The 17,705-nt window shown below is 63.8% G+C and carries 16 protein-coding genes; 6 read left to right on the forward strand and 10 right to left on the reverse strand.

The annotated features are described in order from the left end of the window. Nucleotides 1-18 precede the first annotated feature (18 nt). The 4 genes from IGX34_RS01570 to IGX34_RS01585 form a co-directional block, all read right to left on the reverse strand. Complete coding sequence (locus IGX34_RS01570) at nt 19-753, reverse strand: hypothetical protein (RefSeq protein WP_192553905.1); 735 nt, start codon at nt 751-753, stop codon at nt 19-21. Nucleotides 754-842: 89 nt separating this feature from the next. Beyond that, a complete protein-coding gene (locus tag IGX34_RS01575; RefSeq protein WP_225737132.1) occupies nt 843-2,153 on the reverse strand; it encodes a hypothetical protein in 1,311 nt (436 codons plus the stop codon). Between the two features lie 193 nt (nt 2,154-2,346). Beyond that, nucleotides 2,347-3,498 carry a M23 family metallopeptidase gene (locus tag IGX34_RS01580; RefSeq protein ID WP_192553906.1) on the reverse strand — a complete coding sequence of 384 codons (1,152 nt, stop codon included), beginning with the start codon at nt 3,496-3,498 and terminating at the stop codon, nt 2,347-2,349. A gap of 60 nt (nt 3,499-3,558) precedes the next feature. Further along, on the reverse strand, nt 3,559-4,233 hold the full coding sequence (locus tag IGX34_RS01585) for a class I SAM-dependent methyltransferase (RefSeq protein ID WP_338015394.1): 675 nt from the start codon (nt 4,231-4,233) through the stop codon (nt 3,559-3,561). A 30-nt stretch (nt 4,234-4,263) separates the two neighbouring features. On the opposite strand from IGX34_RS01585, the gene IGX34_RS01590 reads away from it, so the two are divergent. After that, nucleotides 4,264-5,010: a hypothetical protein gene (locus tag IGX34_RS01590; protein WP_192553907.1), complete on the forward strand. Its 747-nt coding sequence runs from the start codon at nt 4,264-4,266 to the stop codon at nt 5,008-5,010. On the opposite strand, the gene IGX34_RS01595 is transcribed toward IGX34_RS01590, so the two are convergent. Continuing rightward, on the reverse strand, nt 5,011-7,581 hold the full coding sequence (locus IGX34_RS01595) for a M1 family metallopeptidase (RefSeq protein WP_225737133.1): 2,571 nt from the start codon (nt 7,579-7,581) through the stop codon (nt 5,011-5,013). 536 nt (nt 7,582-8,117) lie between these two features. On the opposite strand from IGX34_RS01595, the gene IGX34_RS01600 reads away from it, so the two are divergent. Next, the gene (locus IGX34_RS01600) at nt 8,118-8,333 is read left to right on the forward strand and encodes a hypothetical protein (protein WP_192553909.1); all 216 of its coding nucleotides are present in this window, start codon (nt 8,118-8,120) and stop codon (nt 8,331-8,333) included. Between the two features lie 138 nt (nt 8,334-8,471). Here IGX34_RS01600 and IGX34_RS01605 read toward each other — a convergent pair whose 3' ends face one another. Continuing rightward, the gene (locus IGX34_RS01605; RefSeq protein ID WP_425598767.1) at nt 8,472-9,143 is read right to left on the reverse strand and encodes a winged helix-turn-helix transcriptional regulator; all 672 of its coding nucleotides are present in this window, start codon (nt 9,141-9,143) and stop codon (nt 8,472-8,474) included. Here IGX34_RS01605 and IGX34_RS01610 point away from each other — a divergent pair. Beyond that, a complete protein-coding gene (locus tag IGX34_RS01610; protein WP_225737134.1) occupies nt 9,138-10,001 on the forward strand; it encodes an alpha/beta fold hydrolase in 864 nt (287 codons plus the stop codon). The two genes, IGX34_RS01605 and IGX34_RS01610, sit on opposite strands and share 6 nt — an antisense overlap. A gap of 15 nt (nt 10,002-10,016) precedes the next feature. Here the strand turns inward: IGX34_RS01610 and IGX34_RS01615 are convergent, their stop codons facing one another. The 3 genes from IGX34_RS01615 to IGX34_RS01625 are packed head-to-tail and all read right to left on the reverse strand — an operon-like array spanning nt 10,017 to nt 13,141. Beyond that, nucleotides 10,017-11,942, reverse strand: a complete 1,926-nt coding sequence (locus tag IGX34_RS01615; protein ID WP_225737135.1) for a M61 family metallopeptidase — start codon at nt 11,940-11,942, stop codon at nt 10,017-10,019. Nucleotides 11,943-11,977: 35 nt separating this feature from the next. Then, entirely contained in the window at nt 11,978-12,841 is an 864-nt protein-coding gene (locus tag IGX34_RS01620; RefSeq protein WP_192553911.1) for a CPBP family intramembrane glutamic endopeptidase, read from the reverse strand. 30 nt (nt 12,842-12,871) lie between these two features. Continuing rightward, nucleotides 12,872-13,141, reverse strand: coding sequence for a hypothetical protein (locus IGX34_RS01625; RefSeq protein ID WP_192553912.1), 270 nt, complete (start codon nt 13,139-13,141; stop codon nt 12,872-12,874). 315 nt (nt 13,142-13,456) lie between these two features. Between IGX34_RS01625 and IGX34_RS01630 the strand changes: the two genes are divergently transcribed. Continuing rightward, entirely contained in the window at nt 13,457-14,233 is a 777-nt protein-coding gene (locus IGX34_RS01630; RefSeq protein WP_192553913.1) for a ferredoxin--NADP reductase, read from the forward strand. A 375-nt stretch (nt 14,234-14,608) separates the two neighbouring features. Here the strand turns inward: IGX34_RS01630 and IGX34_RS01635 are convergent, their stop codons facing one another. Further along, on the reverse strand, nt 14,609-15,244 hold the full coding sequence (locus IGX34_RS01635; protein WP_192554488.1) for an RIO1 family regulatory kinase/ATPase domain-containing protein: 636 nt from the start codon (nt 15,242-15,244) through the stop codon (nt 14,609-14,611). Between the two features lie 121 nt (nt 15,245-15,365). On the opposite strand from IGX34_RS01635, the gene IGX34_RS01640 reads away from it, so the two are divergent. Together IGX34_RS01640 and IGX34_RS01645 are read left to right on the forward strand one after the other, a co-directional pair. After that, the gene (locus IGX34_RS01640; RefSeq protein ID WP_192554489.1) at nt 15,366-15,851 is read left to right on the forward strand and encodes a DUF456 domain-containing protein; all 486 of its coding nucleotides are present in this window, start codon (nt 15,366-15,368) and stop codon (nt 15,849-15,851) included. A gap of 72 nt (nt 15,852-15,923) precedes the next feature. Then, complete coding sequence (locus tag IGX34_RS01645) at nt 15,924-17,699, forward strand: DUF885 domain-containing protein (protein ID WP_192553914.1); 1,776 nt, start codon at nt 15,924-15,926, stop codon at nt 17,697-17,699. Nucleotides 17,700-17,705: the final 6 nt, after the last annotated feature.

A 17,705-nucleotide genomic window follows, 5' to 3' on the forward strand; every position in this document is an offset into this window, starting at 1 on the left:
GCGTGGGGCCGCCCACATCTAATGCTGTGAGGCGGATTCCCGGCTCGCCGCGCCAGGCGCCAACTTGCTCAACGGAATCAGCGGACCGACGGTGACATGGCCGCCCCAGCCATCGAAATACGTGGTGCCGGCATCCTGGAGTTTCCGCAGCGCGATCATCGGCTGCACCACACCCAGGCCGTCGATGGCGAACGCCGTGTTGATGGACCAGGGATCCATGTGGCTGGCGCTGGCGGTATCCCACACTTGCTGCCTGATTTCCCACCACTGCGCGCGGAAGCGGCGTTCGGCGTAGGCAGCAACCTTGGCATCGCCGTAATCCGGCAGCATCGTGGCTACCAGCGCATCGGCTTGCTGCTGTTGCGCAGGCGTGCTTTGCGCGCGCGCTGAGCTGAGGATGCTGGCGTAATAAGGATCCTTGCGTTCGGCGGCGAGTGTCAGCCAAGCGAGGCCCTGCACCTTATCGGCCGTCAAGCCGCGCCGACCGTTGAAATAATCCACGCCCAAGGCAAATTGCGCGCGCTTTTCACCCCAGGTGGCCGCGTATTTCGCTTCGCTCAGGCCGCTTCGGTTATTTCCCCGCTGCCAGTCGTGCACGGCCACGCAGTAGTGATATTCACCGGGCAGCAACTTTTCCAGGACGGGGGTGCAGGTCCCGGTGGCGGAATCGGCGGCGTTGGCCGCCACACTGCCGATCAGCGCTACGCCAAGCACGAGGCTGCGCAGCGAAAAATGCATCATTGCTCGAACCATGTCCGTGTGCTCCGCAATGCGATCGCAGGCAACGTAGCACCTAAAGCGCTATCAGGCATGTGCCCAGGACCGTTGCGCCAGCAAAGGCGCTAATCGGATTTGGCCACCACCATATCGCCCGCCCGGCTGCCTTTGGCAAGGTGCCAGCCCGGGGCAAGCTCAAGTTTCCAGCCCGGACCGGAGATATGGCTGCCCTCCTCTCCTGACGGCGCAGCAACGGTCAGCCAACTCCAGTCGCTCGCCAACAGACAGCCCTGCTGCACCTCGATATGACCCCAGTCATCGCTCGCCTGCATGGTCGGATAGACAGTGCCGTTAGCACCTATAGGCACCAGGTTGCGTGGATCGAATTGCACGCGCGGATGCCTGAGCGGCAGCACCAGCACATGTCCGCTGATCAAGGCGCTGCGATATGCCGCAATTAGCCGGTCGCGCTCCTGCTGCCGACGCGTTTCGGCCGCCCACAAGGCTTTACCGTCGTAGCGCGCGGCCAGCGCGGCGCGTTTCGCCGAGCTCGGCGCCTTGTCCAACGACAAGCCCAGCGACTTGGCCAGCAGATCGGCGGGATACGCACCGTGCCGCACCTCGTCGTGCCAGCCGGGGCGATAGTTGTCGAGCAATAATCCATAGGCCGGACCTGTGGCGTAAGCGAAAGAACGCACGAAACTCTGATCGTGCACATGCCGTTGCAGGTCGCGCAGTGCCATGGCCTGCCGTTCGCTGGCCGTGGGCATGCCCACCATCACGCCGGTGTATTCGGCCAGACCTTCATTGCGTTCCAGCGCCGCTTCGGCTGCTCGCGCGGAAGGAAAGCGACGATAGCGATCGGCGCGAAAGGCCAGCGCATCCGCGACATGTGCGCGGCGCGCGGCGTCGTCGTGCGCCTGCAGCGCAGCGGCCAGCGCACGCCATTCCAGCTGCAGGTCGTAGCGTCCTTCAAGCGTATCCAATTGCGGATTGTCGGCATTGGCTGCGGCAAGGCCGAGCTGATCCTGCACGCGATGAAACGATTCGTGCGCCAGCAGCACACGGCGCAGGGCGTCATCGTCCGGCAGCGGCCACAGATACTGGATCCAGCGCGTACCCGACCAGCTCACCGAAGTGTTGGCCACCGGAACATCCTTGGGCAAGCTGCCTGCAAAGACGCCATCGGCGGCATGCAATACGCCGGATGCATCTTTTTCACTGGCGATAACGTCGCGCGTGGCCGGATCGACCAGCATGGCAGGACCGCACAACGATATGCCCCACAATTGCCCGTGATCGGCTTCGCAAAGCTGGCGTGCCTGTGCAAACGCTGGTTTTGCTGCCGCGGGATTCAGCGGAGCATCGCCCGACAAGCTGGTTTGCGTTACCAGCAACAACAACGCAGACAGCCCATAGCAACATCTGTTTCGCATCGTCGCCCCCGCGCTTGACCGAACCAGCAACTATTCACCCAATCCGCATAGCTGGAGTATGCACCCGAGAGGGCAGCAACAGCTTTTTATTGCCGCCGGCAATAGGCGTGCGGTCGCCTCCGGGCAACGCAGACAGATCGTCTTTCGAAAACAGCGTTATGGGTCATATGCCGTCGCACGCAATTCGCATGCGTCAAAAGCGGATAACCACATCGCTCAACGGCAGTTGCGCCTGATCGTGCACCGCGGGCGCGGCCTGCCATGGATCGCCCTGACCGAAAAGCTGTGCCTCGGTCTCTGGCCCCAGTACATCGAAGTGATCGAAGGCATAAGGAATGCCCTCGGAACCCTCGAACGCCGCCGCGTTGGACAGCTGAAAATGCAAATGCGGCGCCGCCGAGTTTCCCGATTGACCCAGGCGCCCCAGTACATCGCCGCGATGCACGCGATCGCCGGGCTTCACCTTCACACTGCCGCGCTGCAAGTGCGCATAGCTGGCATACACGCCGGGCTTCAGCTCAAGCACCACATAGTTGCCGAACAAGCCATCGGCGGTGAGCGACGCCGGCTCCGGCTGCGCGGATAGCGCCGGATGTTCTTCCTGGCCATCGCGGGCACTGCGTACTACACCATCGGCCACCGCCAGCACGTCCGCACCGTACCCTACCCAGCTTGCATGCAAGGGGGCCGCTTCGTCTTTCACGCCCGGCTTGATCGCGTGGCCTTGCGCATCGACTCCCACCAGGTCCAGCGCGTAACGCTGCGGAATGGTCAAGTCACCGTTTACCGCCACCAGGCTGCCCCAATGATGCGAGTGCGCATTGCCTGGCCCCTCATGCGCCAGCCATTGGCCGCCACGCAACGGCGGCCCGAGCAGCGGCACCGGCTCCGCATGCACCTGTACGAGCGCGCCATCCAGCTTCGTGTGCCCATTCTTTTCCGTGGCGAACTCAAGCTGGTGGCGCAACACATGCGGTGTCGCCATGCCCTTGGGCAAGGTGATCCAGATAAAGAAAACGGTGCGCCGGCCGGCAGCAATCGACACGGGCGCATGTTCGGCGGGGGCTGGCCGCACTATCTGCGCCAACTGCCCTGCATCCCAGCTTGCAAGCGGACTGCCCGCGCCATCGGCGATCACCTTCAAGGTCAACGGCCGCAATGGGCCGGTATCGCCATAGAAGTTGGTGATGTGCAATTCATAAGCCAGATGCATCAGGCCGTCGCTACCGACGAAAGCCTCCGGCGCGAACGGCACGCGCGCCTCGACCGGAGCCAAAGCGGCCTGAGCGAAGGCAAAGGAACAGCCGCACACCCAGACAAGCAGTGCAAGCAACACTCTGAACATGGTGAAATCCCCTTTTGATTGCGTGTCGAGTCATCACCTGACTCAGTCCGGCTGCACAACCTAGCCAGGCTTGTAAGCAACCCAGCCTTTGAACGTGAACGCTGCATAGAACAATTCGATCGACTCGAAACCCGCCGCTTGCATCAGCGCGAGCTCCTGCTCAGGACCCAGCAACGGCAGTTTGCTGCTGATCGCTGCAATGGCATTCTCGGCATTCGATGCAGAAATGCCGGATGCCACGGCGAACGCCGCATAGCGCCGCAACCAGTGCAGCTTTTCATCCGCCGACTGCGGAAAGCTGTGATGTGCCAGCACCAGCGGCGCACCAGGTTTCAGCCGACGCCATAGTTGCGCCAGCGTGTGCGCCCGCTCTTCAGCGGTGAGGAAATGCATGGTCAGCAGGCAGGTGGCGCCGTCGAACGGTCCCATCGGCGCGGTATCGATATAGCCTTCGTGCAGCGCGACACGCGATGCGAGCGGGCCAAGCGTGGCTTCGGCCAGCTTCAACATCTCCGCGGATGGATCCACTCCAGCAAACTGCCACCCGGCCTGCGCCTCGGCGAACACTTTCAATTCCAGGCCGCCGCCGGCACCGAGCACCAGCACGTGGCCATCGGATGGAACACGCTCGGCCAGCAGCAGGGCCGTCATCTGTTGCAAGGCATGGAAGCCCGGTACCTGTCTGACAGGTCCTTCGGCGTAGCGTGCAACAGCCTGTGGATCGGAAAACGACACGGCCAAGCTCCGGCAATTCCAAGCCCGAGGATGCTACCGCGGATTCAGCTCCGCGCCAGTGACCTGCCCAAGGGAACCTTATGCGCTGAACGCCAGTCCTACTCCGGACTCATCGAAGGGGACTCGATCGTGCAGATGATGGACATGGACCCGTCTCGCCGCGAAGCATGGCGCGAATCCTTGCCGCGCAGCGTCGCTATCGCGCTTGGCCTGCTATTGCACCTGGGATTGCTGCTGCTCGTATTGCGCCCACCCATACCCTGGCTCTGGCGCCGGTCAGTATCGATGACGGAAGGCCGGCCCTTGCAAATCGAACTGCTGGCGCAGCGCAGATCTGTAGCGAAGCGCGCGGTGCCCGCCATGACGGCGCCGCCGCATCCGGTGCATGTACGCGCGGCGAGCATGCGTTCCGCCGAAGCCATTCCCAGCGCTGTCGCCGCGCCGAGCACCCCTTCGCCCGCGCCCAGCTTGCCCGGCCTCACTCAGCCGCCATCGCCGCCGGCCGGGTCGTACGGCAACACACGTTTCGCACGGGCGCTCGATGCGGCGCAATCCAGCGGACTGCCCCAGTTGCCGGGTACGTATGCCGTATCGAACGCACCAGGCATCGTGGTGACGCCGCCACCGAGCCTGCAGGCCCGTTTGCAAAAAGCGGTCCGTTGGCTCAATTGCAAGAACGCGATTTTCAAGCGCCGCATGACCGACCAGGAATTGATCAAGCGCGGCCTGACGCACCAACAAATGGACAGGGCGTACCAGGATTACTGCGTCCCCTGATCAGCGCGTGAGCGCAGCGGGGTCCTGTGCCGCGCGCAAGGCACCGCACAAATGAATCGTTTCGCCGGCCTGCGCCACGCCACGCGCCACGCCCGGCACCTGCGCGGCAGCACCTCCAAACATGGCCTGCAAACGTGTCGCGTCGGCATCGCTGCAGGCTTCCATTGCCAGCATCGACGGCATATACGCCGCCGCCGGCCCGGGCAGGCCGGCCAGCAGCTTCGGCAAATGCGCATCGAACCACTGCCAGCGCGCGTCGCGATCCATCACATTGCCGTCGGTAGTCATCAACAGGCCGAGCATGGCCACGCCATCCAGCTTCGGATCCAGCGCCAGCGCGCGCAGCTGCGCCGCACTCGGGCTGTCGTTGGCATGCGCCATCGCCTGCACCAGCTGGCGCTGCCAGACGGAATCGCCGCCGCCTTCCTCGGCTGTCGCCAGCGTCTGCAAGGCGGCTTCGCCTCGTTCCTGTACCGCGACGCCCAGCGCCGCGATCGCCATCTCGCGATCCACATGCTGGGCATCGAACGAGCCATTGCGCATCGCGGCCAGTAGCGCATCGCCTTGTTGCAGCAGCACCGCGCGTACCGCCGGCAACTTGAATTCGAAGGCCAGCGGAGGCACCAGCGCAGTCCGCCATAGCGCATCGCCATCCGACTCACCGGCACGCGCCTGGTAGCCGAGCCGCTGCAGATGCGGCAGATACGCCGTCGTCACCCATTGCACCACCGCGGCACGCTGTGCATCGGTATGCGCCAGATGACGATAAATCCACGCCACCTGCGCCAACGGCGCCGTGGCCACTTCGCGCGCCGGCGCATCAGCCAAGGGCCGCAGCGCTGCCAGCACCTCGCCGGCATCGATATCGCCGTGGTGAAAGCTCGCCTCGATCGCATCGGCATAGGCCAGTTGCTCCACATCGCTCAGGCGCGCCGTATGCGCGGCCAGCGTGGCCAAACTGTGCGAATCCAGAGCGTAGCGGTAATAGCCTTGCGCGCCCGCATTAGGCATTACCCAGCTGGCCGCATCGGCGCCGGGCAAGGCCAGTGTGGCCTGCGCGGTATCCAGCAGTGTGCAGGCATCGCGGCTGCCCGCCGCCGTGCTGTAGCGCACGCAGACCGGAATGCCCCAGTGGCGTTCGCCATCGCCGTTAGCGCCCAGCGGCAGATAACGCATCTGCGCCAGCTGCAGCACCGTCTGCCCGTGCTGCGTCAGCACCTTGGCACGCACATACGGCACCCCGTTCTGGTCCAGGAAACTGTAGAAGGCGCGCTTCACTGCCGCGCTGTCGCTGGCTTGCTGTGCAATCGCATCGACCACCGCCGCGGCCGCCACGCTCTGCATCGCATGCTGGTGGACATACGCGCGCAGTCCCTGCTGAAACGCTGCCTCGCCGAGATAATGCTCGAACATGCCCAGCACACCCGCGCCTTTCTCGTAGGTGATGTCGTCGAAGGCATTCATGATGTCGCCGTTGCCCTGTACCGGCTGGCGGATCGCGCGTGCGCTGAGCAGGCTGTCGTTCGCCATCGCCCGCTGCAACAGCTTCACCCGATCCAGGTCGCCGCGGTATTCCGGATGCAGCTGCATGGTGATCTTCTGCTGCATCCAGGTGGTGAATGCCTCGCTGAGCCAGGTGTCGGTCCACCACGCCATGGTGACCGTGTTGCCGGTCCATTGATGGGCGAACTCGTGCGCGGCGAGGTTGAAGGCACCGCGCATGGCGGCCGGCGATGGCTGTGGCACGCCCGAGCCCACGTCATCGAGCACCACCAGGCCGGGATTTTCCATGCCGCCGCCCAGGTTGATCAGGTCCAGCTTGTCCCACGGATAACCGTAGCCGTAATAGTTCTCCAGCGCCTGGATGATCGACGGCGTGAATGCCGCCACGCGCCGCATGCTGTCGGCTTCGCCGGCGTAGCCGATGCTGCGCAGGGGCAGCGGTGTGTTGCGGTAGGCATCCGGCGCGATCGATGCTGCCGAACGCACGTCCCACGGGCCGACGCCAAAGGCCAGCAGATAAGTCGGCAGCGGCTTGCTCGGCGCAAACACCACCGTCTTCCAGCCCGGACCGGCAGCGGCCTGCGCAATCTGTCGTGTATTGGCCAGCGCGATATCGCGCGCGGGGACGGTGAGGCTCAGCGCGAAGCTGGCGCGAAACGCCGGCTCATCGAAACAGGGAAACACCGTACGCGCGCTGATCGGCTCCATCTGCGCCATGGCATAGGCTTGCCCGCCCTGCTGCGTCTTGTACAGGCCCTGCACGCCATCGGCGAGTGCTGCGCTGTAGTGCATGCGCAGATGGATGGTCTGCGCCGGCAGCACGCCATCCAGATCGATCCGCGCCACCCCGACATCGGCCAGCACTTCGCGATAATGCGCTGCATGCGCCGTGCCCGCGGCATCGGTCACACTGGCCCGATCGACCTGCAGGCCCTGACCGTGCAGCCATAGATGATCGGAGGGCTTGCGCAAGGCTACGGTGATATCGACATCGCCGGAAAAACGCGCCTGCTCCGGATCGACGCGCAGCGCCACGCGGTACAGCAAAGGTTGTGCCCACTCAGGCAAGCGTCCCGTCGGTGCCGGCTCGTCCGGTGCAGCCGCGATAGCCCGCGCACTCAACAGACAGCAACACGCCAACACCATGGCACCACGCATGCACATCCCCTTACGCGATCCAGCGCAGGTTGGGTTAGCGCAGCGTAACCCAACGTCCTTTTGCCACCGCCGGCCATAACGCAATCAGCAGCAACCAGCTTGCACGATGGGCGTGCCATGCCTGGGTTGCACTGCGCCAACCCAAACTGCCAGCGGCTTCGGCATCAATGATCGATCACGTCGCGCACTTTCGCAGCGAGCTGCTCGAATGTAAATGGCCTGGTGATCAGGTTCACATCCAGGGCAGGCCATAGCTGCGCATGGGCCTGTCCAACTCGCCACCGAGGGTACGTAGCGATGGCATAGGCGAAGTCCCAGTTCGCATTCAGAGAATGCCGACTTACACCCCGCTGCCTTGGCCTACATATTCCGCCGCCATTGATTACATAGATATTTAGCTGTGTTTGTTATGGTCCCAGCCGTCATCGACAGCCTTGTACCTACCCATGCAGACACGCGACCCATTCGAATTTCCCGCAGGTGAAGGCATCGCGCTTGCCATGGCGGTACTGGAGGATGTGCTGAAGGCTTATCAGAACTTCGAGCGCAAGCATCCGCATATGGAACGCAGCAAACTTATGGCATTTGATGCGCGTGAGTTGAAGTTGCTGCATGCGTCACTTGAGGCGCTCAGCCACTACGCCGATAAGCAGGCAGGGTAAGCGCGTTACGCGAGTGACGTAGCAACCCACGCCCTTCGCTCCGGCATCTTTCACACAGGCCACACGAACGAATCACTGGATCCCGGCTTTCGCGGGACAACGGCTTACACAGCGGCAACGGCCCGCTGAACGAACCAGCTACACGCGCGCTTTTTTGCGCGCCCGCGTCGCTTCGCCAGACGGCACGCGCACCGTCGTATCGGCGTGCCGCAACACGCGCCCATTTTGCCCGCGCAACTGCAACGGCAGCAGCGGATGGCCGCTTTTCTTTTCGACCAGCTCGGCGTGCGCCTCGCCCGGTTCAAAGAAGAACGCATCTCCCCATTGCCGCAGCGCGACCAGCAGCGGAAACAGCGCCTGCCCTTTTTCCGTCAACACGTATTCCTGGTAAGACCCGCCATCGGGCGCCGGCACGATTTCGAAAATGCCATGGGCCACCAGGTGGCGTAGTCGCGTGGCAAGGATGTTCTTGGCCAGGCCGAGGTTCTTCTGGAATTCGCCGAAACGGCGCAGTCCATCGAAGGCATCGCGCACCAGCAGCAGCGACCAGCCGTCGCCGATCGCGTCGAGCGGCCGCGCCACGCCGCACAGGGAATTCTCTTGGGAGGTTCGCTTGACCATGCCGGGTTCGCTGATGATGGCGTGAAAATGGTTGCAACATAAAACCATATTTGCTAAAAAGCAAACGGTTTCAACATGCAACCACACCGTCATTCTTCGAGGCCAGCCATGATCCCCGCCAACGAAACCTTCAATGGAACATTTCCCTTCGAGCCCCGCTTCAACCAAGCCGCCGGCTTCCGCATGCATTACGTCGATGCCGGCCCACAGCACGCACAGGTGGTGCTATGCCTGCACGGCGAACCCACCTGGGGTTATTTGTTCCGAGACCTGACCAGCCGCCTGAGCACGCATTACCGCGTGATCGTCCCCGACCATATGGGCTTCGGCAAAAGCGAGACGCCCGCCGACCGCTCGTACTGGCTGCAGGACCACATCGATAACCTGGAGCGCTTCGTGCTGTCGCTCGATCTGCGCGAAATCACCCTGGTGATGCACGACTTCGGCGGTCCAGCCGGCATGGGCCTGGCGGCCAGGCATCCGGACCGCATCGCCCGCATCGTCTCGGTCAACGGCCCGACACCGTTCGGGCAGGCCAGCCAGCTAGAACGATTGATGGCCAATGCCGCAGAAGCACCTTGGTTCCAATGGATCGTCCAGGCACACGCAGCAGGGCGCCTGGAAACCGTGCTGGGCGAACTCGGCTTCAACATCCTCAGCACGCTGAAGCTCAACGGCTTCGAGCGCAATGAGGTAATCAGCGACAGCTGGCTGCGCGCTTACGGCTCGCACTTTGCAAATCCTTCCGACTGCCTGGGCGTGATCGGCTGGGCCAAGGGCTTTGCGCTGGACGCGCATCGCTTCGAAATGCCGGATGCAGCGGCGCAACGCGCGATATCATCCAAGCCTGCGCTCGCCATCTGGGGCATGGCCGATCGCACCTTGGGCGCTGCGCATTTCCTGCCTTTGTTCAGCGAGCTGTTTCCATCCGCACCGATCCACCGGCTGCCCGGTGTCAGCCACTACAGCTTCGAAGACGCACCGGTGGCGATTGCGTCGCTTATCGAGGCGTTTCTACAGCAAACCACGCAACGCGCCCTGGCTTAGCCAATACCGTTCAAATCAGCGTGCCTGCAGCAGCGGCAACAGCCGATCGACCGTGCCGGCAATACGTTCGAGATGCGGATACTGCAGGCTTCCCTGATAGGGAATGCTTAGCTCGTGCGCGTTGTCATCCTTCGTTACTTGCAACCGCACCGGCTTGCTGGCGGATGCCTGCACCGCCGCCAGCAAGGCCGGGATGGTAAACGCTTGCCCGTTTACCGCCGTGACGCGTGCGCCGGGGGCCAGGCCGGCGCGAAACGCCGGACCATCCCACGCCACGGAAGCGACGCGGCCGCGCTCGTCGATTTGCAGTCCGATCGAATAATCCAGATTGCTCACGCCCGCTTCCGCTTCGTCCTGGCGAAAAGTTTCCGTCGGCACCTCGGTATAGATCAGTTTCCAGCCTGCACGCGCGAGTCCGGCCAGTGCATCGCGCTCGTCGTGGCTGCGCAGATGGCGCTGCAGGAACTGCGCCCAGTCATCCGCTGCAAGCGTATTCAAGTTGCTGCAGATGTCTTCGAATCGATAGGTTTGCGTGAGCAGCCCGCCAGCCGGGGAAGCGAAGAAGCGCCGGGCAAAATCGTCCAGTCCTCGTGCGTCGTGACTGAGCTCACGCAGATGGGCATCCACGTCCAGCCACAGCAGCACGCCTTCGGGGTAGTAATCCTCGCGCCGCTGCCAGTCGCGCCAGGCCACCCGGTGGCCGGCCATATAGATCGCATCGTTGGTGCTGTCCTGCAGGTTTTTCCAGGCGCGTCCACTGTGATGCGCGACCAGCGCCGCATCCAGAGCGAGCTTGTCCAGTGTTTCCTGGGTATTGCGCAGCCCGGCACGCGCGGCGAGCACGCGCCCCCAGAATTCGGTCTGCCCTTCATAGACCCACAACAGGGAGCCGCCCACCGGCTGGTTGTAGGTCGGCGACCACAGATCGGCCGGCTCATGCGCGCGACCGTTCCAGGCATGCACCAGCTCGTGCGCGATCAGGTCGCGGTTATTGAGCTGGCTGGCGGGATCATCGGCATAGCCGGCGGGAAGATTGTTTTCCCCTTCTTGCAGATGCTCCGTCCCGCCGCCGGGCGACAGCACGTCGCTCAAGCTGATGATGGCATCGTAGTGGCGATAAGGTGCGGCACCGAAGGTTTGCAAGGTCTGCGCGAGCAGCGCCTGCATATGCGCGACTTCAGCCGGACTCATGGCCAGGTCGCTGGCATGGTCGGCCAACAGATCCAGGGCCACCGGTTGCGCCGCTTGCGGATCGAGCACGATGCGCCGCGCATGGCTCCCCGCATACACCGGTGCATCGACCAATTGCTCGAGCGAAACCGGCTGGAAGTGCAGCGTCCGATCGTCGCTGCGCGTAAACGCGAGGGATGTGAATGGCGTAAGTGCCGGCGGCAGCACCAGGGTTGCCGCTACCGGCAGATCGCGCACGTACCAGCCGGCCGGATACAGCAGCACGCGCTGCCACGGCACCACCACCATTTCCGGGCGCAGCAAGTTGGCATTGGCGGCAGCAAGAAACTGGAAATCCAGGGTGATCGTATGCGCGCCCTTCGGCACATCGAGATGGAAGGCGTACATGTTCACCGGATCGCGCGTCCAGTCGATACGCGCACCATCCACCTGGACGACCAGCCCGGCAAGATCGGCGATGGAGGCGGTTGGCGCGTGACTGGCCGTTTCCCATTGCGGATACAGCAGCACCGTGTCGCCGGCCTGTTGCACGGGAATCGTTTCGTGCACGGAAAACACTTGGTGATCGGTGTCGACGGCCTGGACGTCCAGGCCGATACGGCCATTGAAAGCGCGATCCTGCGCTGCGGGCAGCGCAGGCGGCAAAGCGGCGGCGACGGGGCCGGCGCCGACTTGCGCGACGGCGGTGCCGCTCAGCCAGGCCAGTGCCAGCGTGCCGGCTTGTAAACCGAGCAACAAATGCTTGCCCATACACCTTTTCGCCATGCTCGATCTTCCAGAAAATTTCAAACCTGCGCCGGCAATTCGCCACGCTTACACCAGAACACCACGCCCAGCACGATCGCCGAGGCGGCCAGCATGAAGCCGAATTCATCGATGGCGTAAGCGGTGATGCTGCCGTGCTTGATGGTGATCGGGGTCAGCCAGACCTGGATAAATACATTGTGGCTGCCGTGCAGAATCGCCGCCGGCCACACGCTGCCCGAGCGCAGACGCAACCAGTTGAAGGCGAAGCTGGAGAAAATCACCATCACTGCGAAGCACGGCATGCCGAACCACCACGGAGTGCCGGCGTTGTAATCGGCGAACAGCAGGATCGGCATATGCCAGCTGGCCCAGATCACGCCGGTCAGCAAGGTGCCCCCGGTAAAACCGCAGGCACGGGTGATTTCCGGCGCGAGAAAGCCGCGCCAGCCGATTTCCTCGCCCAGTCCGCTGGCCACGCCCTCCACCATGTCGAGTGTGCCGATCAGCAGCAGCGAGCCGGCTTCGATCACCCATGTCGGCGCATCGCCCCAACCCAGGCTCTTGCGCATATCGTTGACGAAATCCGGGTTGCCGAAGCCGCCCATGCCGCTGACCCACACGATCAGGTAAGGCACGCCCGCATAGGCCAGCGGCAACAGCCAGGCGATGATCGCCCAGCGCGTGCGCGGCCACGCGAAACCCAGCTGCGCATACGGCTTACCGGTGATGCGGCAAGTGAGCAGCGCCGCCGTCGCCGGCGACCACATCAGGCCAAGCACGTACATGCCATGCGCCGCCGCCAGATGGCCGGCATGGATGATCAGTGCGTAGAAAATCGAGCTCAGCGCCAGCACCAGCAACAGATAGATGCCGATGCGCGATGACGGTTTGTCGATGGCCATGCTGTTTCCCCCTGTTGGATGATTGCCGGCTTACTCGCCTTCGCCACGCTGGGCGCGGTCTTGCATATTCAACTTGTACGCATTGGCGCGATTCAACAGCGCAAGGGTTTCCTGGTGGATCAGCGGCACGGCGGGCGGCAGATCCTCCTGCAGGCGGCAGGCGGCGAAATCGCCCTCGGCGCCGGCGATCAGGCTTTCGATAAGTCCCGGCTCGCGCTGATCCATCCGCTGCAGCAAGGTCAACAGGAGGTAGGAACAGGCATAGGCCTTGGCGTCGGCCTTGGTGAATTCGCGGGACATACGTGACTCCTGTGCAGGCTGGCCGGGCTACGTTACTTGGCGCGGGGGCTTCCCGATAGTCACTTTCGGCCCAGCTAAAAAGCCCGTCCGATCAAGCCCCTGGCACGCGACCGCCAGCTTGCCCGCCGCGGCGCAGGCCCCATATGAGTGAGCTCCATAACACGGGATTGGGCCGAATCGCGTAATCTATGGCACCTACCGCCGGGCCTTCGCCCGGCGCTCGTACGGCAATGGCACCCCAGCCCTCCCCGCGAGCAGCCGCTGCGTAAGGCAGCGCGCATTCCCCTATCCGCACAACCCGAGAAGATAAACACCATGGTGGCTTTGGCGACCGAACAAGTCATTGATGTGCATCACTGGAACGACAGCCTTTTCAGTTTCCGCACCACGCGCGATCCCAGCTTCCGCTTCGACAGCGGCCAGTTCGTGATGATCGGCCTGGAAGTGGACGGCCGCCCGCTGATGCGCGCGTATTCGATCGCCAGCGCGGCGTGGGAAGAACATCTGGAGTTCTTCTCGATCAAGGTGCAGGACGGCCCGCTCACCTCGCGCCTGCAGCACCTGCAGGCCGGCGACCAGCTCACCGTCAGCCGCAAGCCCACCGGCACGCTGGTACTGACCGATCTGAAGCCCGGCAAGCATCTGTACCTGCTCGGCACCGGCACGGGGCTGGCGCCGTTCATGAGCATCATCCGCGACCCGGCCACCTACGAGCAGTACGACAAGATCGTACTGGCGCATGGCGTGCGCCAGGTCAACGACCTCGCCTATTCGGACTATCTGCAGAACGAACTGCCGCAGCACGAATACCTGGGCGAGCTGGTACGCGAAAAACTGATCTACTACCCCACCGTCACGCGCGAGCCGTTCCGCAATCGCGGCCGCATCACCGACAACATCGTCGATGGCGCGATGGCGCAGGCGATCGGCCTGCCGCAGCTCAATCCGGAAACCGACCGGCTGATGCTGTGCGGCAGTCCGGCAATGCTCGATGACCTGTGCGCCCTGCTGGATGCGCGCGGCTTCCAGGCTTCGCCGCGTACGCGCGAGCCGGGCGATTATGTGATCGAGCGTGCGTTCGTAGAAAAATAAGCTGCTTGCCGAAATAACCCTGCTTGGCAACAGAAGGGTGGGATTACACGAGCTCGTCGCAAGCGCACGCAACTTCACCCCACCCCAGCCCTCCCCTACTGCACGTAGGGGAGGGAGCAGATAGTGCAAGCTTGATGATGCAAAGCACTCGCCGATACGCCCCTCCCCTGCTCGGCAGGGGCGGGAGCAGATAGCGCAAGCTTGATGATGCAAAGCACTCGCCAATACGCCCCTCCCCTGCTCGGCAGGGGCGGGAGCAGATAGCGCAAGCTTGATGATGCAAAGCACTCGCCGATACGCCCCCTCCCCTGCTTGGCAGGGGAGGGCTGGGGTGGGGTTGCATGCGCTTGCCGCGAGTCCAGGCAACTACGCCGCTCAATCGCGCACGCGCCCCTTCCCTTCGTTATCCCAATAACCAAACACCCGCCGTGCAATCAACTTGTACAGGCGCTTGCCAGTCGCACGCCACAGGCGCGAGTGCGGCGCCGGCGTTTTCAGCATCGCATGCTGCCGCGCACTGAGCGCATGCTCGCAATAGGTGCGCTTGTGCTTGAGCAGATGACGCAAGTCCTCGCGCGCCAGCAGCCGGAACAAGCGCCCGCGTCGCCCGCGCGTCCACGCGATCTGGAAGTCCACCAATGCCGGCGACCCATCGCTGCGTACCAGCCAGTTCGGTTCCTTGGCCAGGTCGTTGTGCACGATGCCGCGCCGATGCAGCCGCGCCAACAGCCGCAGCGCCTGGCGGTAATAAGCCGGATCGCGCGGCTGCGCCTGTTGCATCGGCTGGCCGGCGATATAGCCGCGCAACAGCTCGCGGCCGTCCCAGCCCAGCAGCGGCGGTACGCCATCGGTGCCGGCGAGCCGCGCCAGCGCCCGCGCCTCGCGTGCCGCGGCACGCCGCGCAAAGGCGCGCGCCCACCAGCGCGCAGCGCGGATGTCGCGGCGGATCATGCGCACGCCATGGCGCTGCACGATCTCGATGCGGCCCAGTTCATCGGCCTTGAGCAGGATGGTTTCGCTATCTGGCACAGTCGTTCATCAGCAAATCGCGCACAGCTTGCCGGCCGCGCGCCGTCGATTGACTATTGTGGCCGATTCGCGGCCATCCCGCCGCAGGATGCATAACGCCATGCTGGAAGTTGCCGTTTACACGCTTTCCATTGTGCTGATCGTGGGCGGTCTGATCGGTGCGGTGCTGCCGAACCTGCCCGGCATTCCGATGATCTTCGGCGGCATCTGGCTGGCCTCGGCGGCGGACAACTATCGCCACCTCGGCACCACCTGGCTGATCGTGCTGGGCGTGCTGGCGGCATTCGGCATCGCGGTGGATTTCATCGCCGCCTCGCTGGGTGCCAAGCGGGTCGGGGCCAGCTCGGCGGCGGTATGGGGGGCGTCGATCGGCACCTTTGTGGGCCTGTTCTTCGGCATCCCCGGGCTGATTCTCGGCCCCTTCGTCGGTGCGCTGGTCGGTGAGCTGTGTTCCAGCCGCAGCGTATTGCGTTCGGCGCATGTGGGCATCGGCACCTGGCTGGGCCTGCTGTTCGGCGCGCTGGTGAAGCTGGTGCTGTCGCTGGTGATGGTCGCGCTGGCGGCCGGCGTGTGGCTGTTCAACGCCTAGGCTTTTGGTCCATGGCGCGCGGCCTGCGCCTGCCTATAAGCTCGGACCACTTGAATCCCGGGGATGCTCTTCATGTTGAAACGTCTCGCCTTGGCCACGGCGCTCGCGCTGGCCGCCGCCGCTTCCGTCCACGCGCAGGCCAGCCAGGCACCGGCCTGGGTCGCCCGCAGCAACGCCGATGCGCAAACGCTGCTGGATGTGCAGGCGCGCTTCAATCCGGAAAACGCCACCGCCCTCGGCCTGCCCGGCTACGACGACAAAGTGGCCGACCTCAAGCCCAATCTGGAAAGCCGCCAGAACGCGGCCCTGACCGAGGCAAAGAGCAAGCTGCAAGGCATGCTGGCCACGGAAAAGGACCCCAACGTGCGCCAGGATCTGCAGATCATGATCCAGGCCGCCGACCTGCAGATCGAGGGCAACAACCTCAATCGCAAATACATGTTGCCGTACCTGGACATCGGCCAGCTGGTGTTCAACGGCGAGTTCTACCTGCTGAAGGACGAGGTGGACGCCAAGCGCCGCGCCTTCGCGCTCAAGCGGCTGCAGTGCTACGTGGGCCAGGCGCCGGGCTGCACGCCGATCATCAAGCTGGCCGAAGCGCAGACCGCCAGCCGCTTATCCGAAAAGAGCCTGCTCGGCCCCTACAAAGGCAATGTGGACCAGCAGCTCGGCAACACCCAGCGCTACGCCGACGGCATCCGCCAGCTGTTCACCAAGTACAAGCTCGACGATGCGCAGGGCAAGGCCGCACTGGATGCGCTGGACAGCCAGCTCAAGGCCTATAACGACTGGGTGCACAGCACCATCGTGCCACGCCAGCGCGATGATTTCCGCCTGCCGGAGCCCTTGTACGCCTACAACCTCAAGCAGGTCGGCATCGATATTCCGCCGCAGGACCTGATCAAGCAGGCGCAGCTGGAATTCGTTGAGGTGCGCTCGGCGATGCAGATGATGACGCCGGTGGTGGCCAAGGCCGAAGGCTTCCAGGCCAGCGACTACCGCGAAGTGATCAAGGCACTGAAAAAGCAGCAGCTGGGCAAGGACGATGTGGTGCCGTGGTACCACGACGTGATCGGCAAGATCGAAGACATCATCCGCCGCGAGCACATCGTGACCCTGCCGCAGCGCGAGATGCAGATGCGCCTGGCCTCCGATGCAGAAACCGCCAACGTGGCCGCGCCGCATATGGATCCGCCGCCGCTGATCAACAATCACGGCGAACGCGGCACCTTCGTGCTGACCATGGGCAATCCCGCGGCCAATGGCGCGGCGTCGGACAGCACCTACGACGACTTCACTTTCAAGGCCGCGGCCTGGACGCTGACCGCGCATGAGGGACGCCCCGGCCACGAGCTGCAGTTCTCGGCCATGGTGGAACGCGGCGTCTCGCTGGCGCGCAGCATCTTCGCTTTCAACAGCGTCAACGTGGAAGGCTGGGCGCTGTATTCGGAAGCGGAAATGCTGCCCTACGAACCGCCGGCCGGCCAGTTCACCACCTTGCAGTTCCGGCTGGTGCGTGCTGCGCGTGCATTCCTCGACCCGATGCTCAACCTGGGCCTGATCAGCAAGGAGCGTGCGCACGATGTACTGCGCTACGACGTGGGCTTGTCCGAAGCGATGACGCGCGAGGAACTGGACCGCTTCACCTTCAACAGCCCCGGCCAGGCCACCGCGTATTTCTACGGCTATATGCGGATCGAGCAACTGCGCATGCAGACGGAGCTGGCGCTGGGCAGCAAGTTCAATCGCCAGGCCTTCAACGACTTCATCATCGGCCAGGGCCTGCTGCCGCCGGATCAGCTGGCCGAAGCGGTGCGTACGCAGTTCATTCCTGCGCAGCAGAAGTAAATGCCG

It is taken from the genome of Dyella acidiphila, assembly GCF_014863405.1.
GTDB classification, from domain to species: Bacteria; Pseudomonadota; Gammaproteobacteria; order Xanthomonadales; family Rhodanobacteraceae; genus Dyella_B; species Dyella_B acidiphila.

What these genes read in the sequence shown, in the direction of transcription:
- IGX34_RS01570 (WP_192553905.1), bottom strand. Translation starts at nt 753, where the DNA reads ATGGTTCGAGCAATGATGCATTTTTCGCTGCGCAGCCTCGTGCTTGGC.
- IGX34_RS01575 (WP_225737132.1), bottom strand. Translation starts at nt 2,153, where the DNA reads ATGCGAAACAGATGTTGCTATGGGCTGTCTGCGTTGTTGTTGCTGGTA.
- IGX34_RS01580 (WP_192553906.1), bottom strand. Translation starts at nt 3,498, where the DNA reads ATGTTCAGAGTGTTGCTTGCACTGCTTGTCTGGGTGTGCGGCTGTTCC.
- IGX34_RS01590 (WP_192553907.1), top strand. Translation starts at nt 4,264, where the DNA reads ATGCTACCGCGGATTCAGCTCCGCGCCAGTGACCTGCCCAAGGGAACC.
- IGX34_RS01600 (WP_192553909.1), top strand. Translation starts at nt 8,118, where the DNA reads ATGCAGACACGCGACCCATTCGAATTTCCCGCAGGTGAAGGCATCGCG.
- IGX34_RS01610 (WP_225737134.1), top strand. Translation starts at nt 9,138, where the DNA reads ATGCATTACGTCGATGCCGGCCCACAGCACGCACAGGTGGTGCTATGC.
- IGX34_RS01605 (WP_425598767.1), bottom strand. Translation starts at nt 9,143, where the DNA reads ATGCATGCGGAAGCCGGCGGCTTGGTTGAAGCGGGGCTCGAAGGGAAA.
- IGX34_RS01615 (WP_225737135.1), bottom strand. Translation starts at nt 11,942, where the DNA reads ATGGGCAAGCATTTGTTGCTCGGTTTACAAGCCGGCACGCTGGCACTG.
- IGX34_RS01620 (WP_192553911.1), bottom strand. Translation starts at nt 12,841, where the DNA reads ATGGCCATCGACAAACCGTCATCGCGCATCGGCATCTATCTGTTGCTG.
- IGX34_RS01625 (WP_192553912.1), bottom strand. Translation starts at nt 13,141, where the DNA reads ATGTCCCGCGAATTCACCAAGGCCGACGCCAAGGCCTATGCCTGTTCC.
- IGX34_RS01630 (WP_192553913.1), top strand. Translation starts at nt 13,457, where the DNA reads ATGGTGGCTTTGGCGACCGAACAAGTCATTGATGTGCATCACTGGAAC.
- IGX34_RS01645 (WP_192553914.1), top strand. Translation starts at nt 15,924, where the DNA reads ATGTTGAAACGTCTCGCCTTGGCCACGGCGCTCGCGCTGGCCGCCGCC.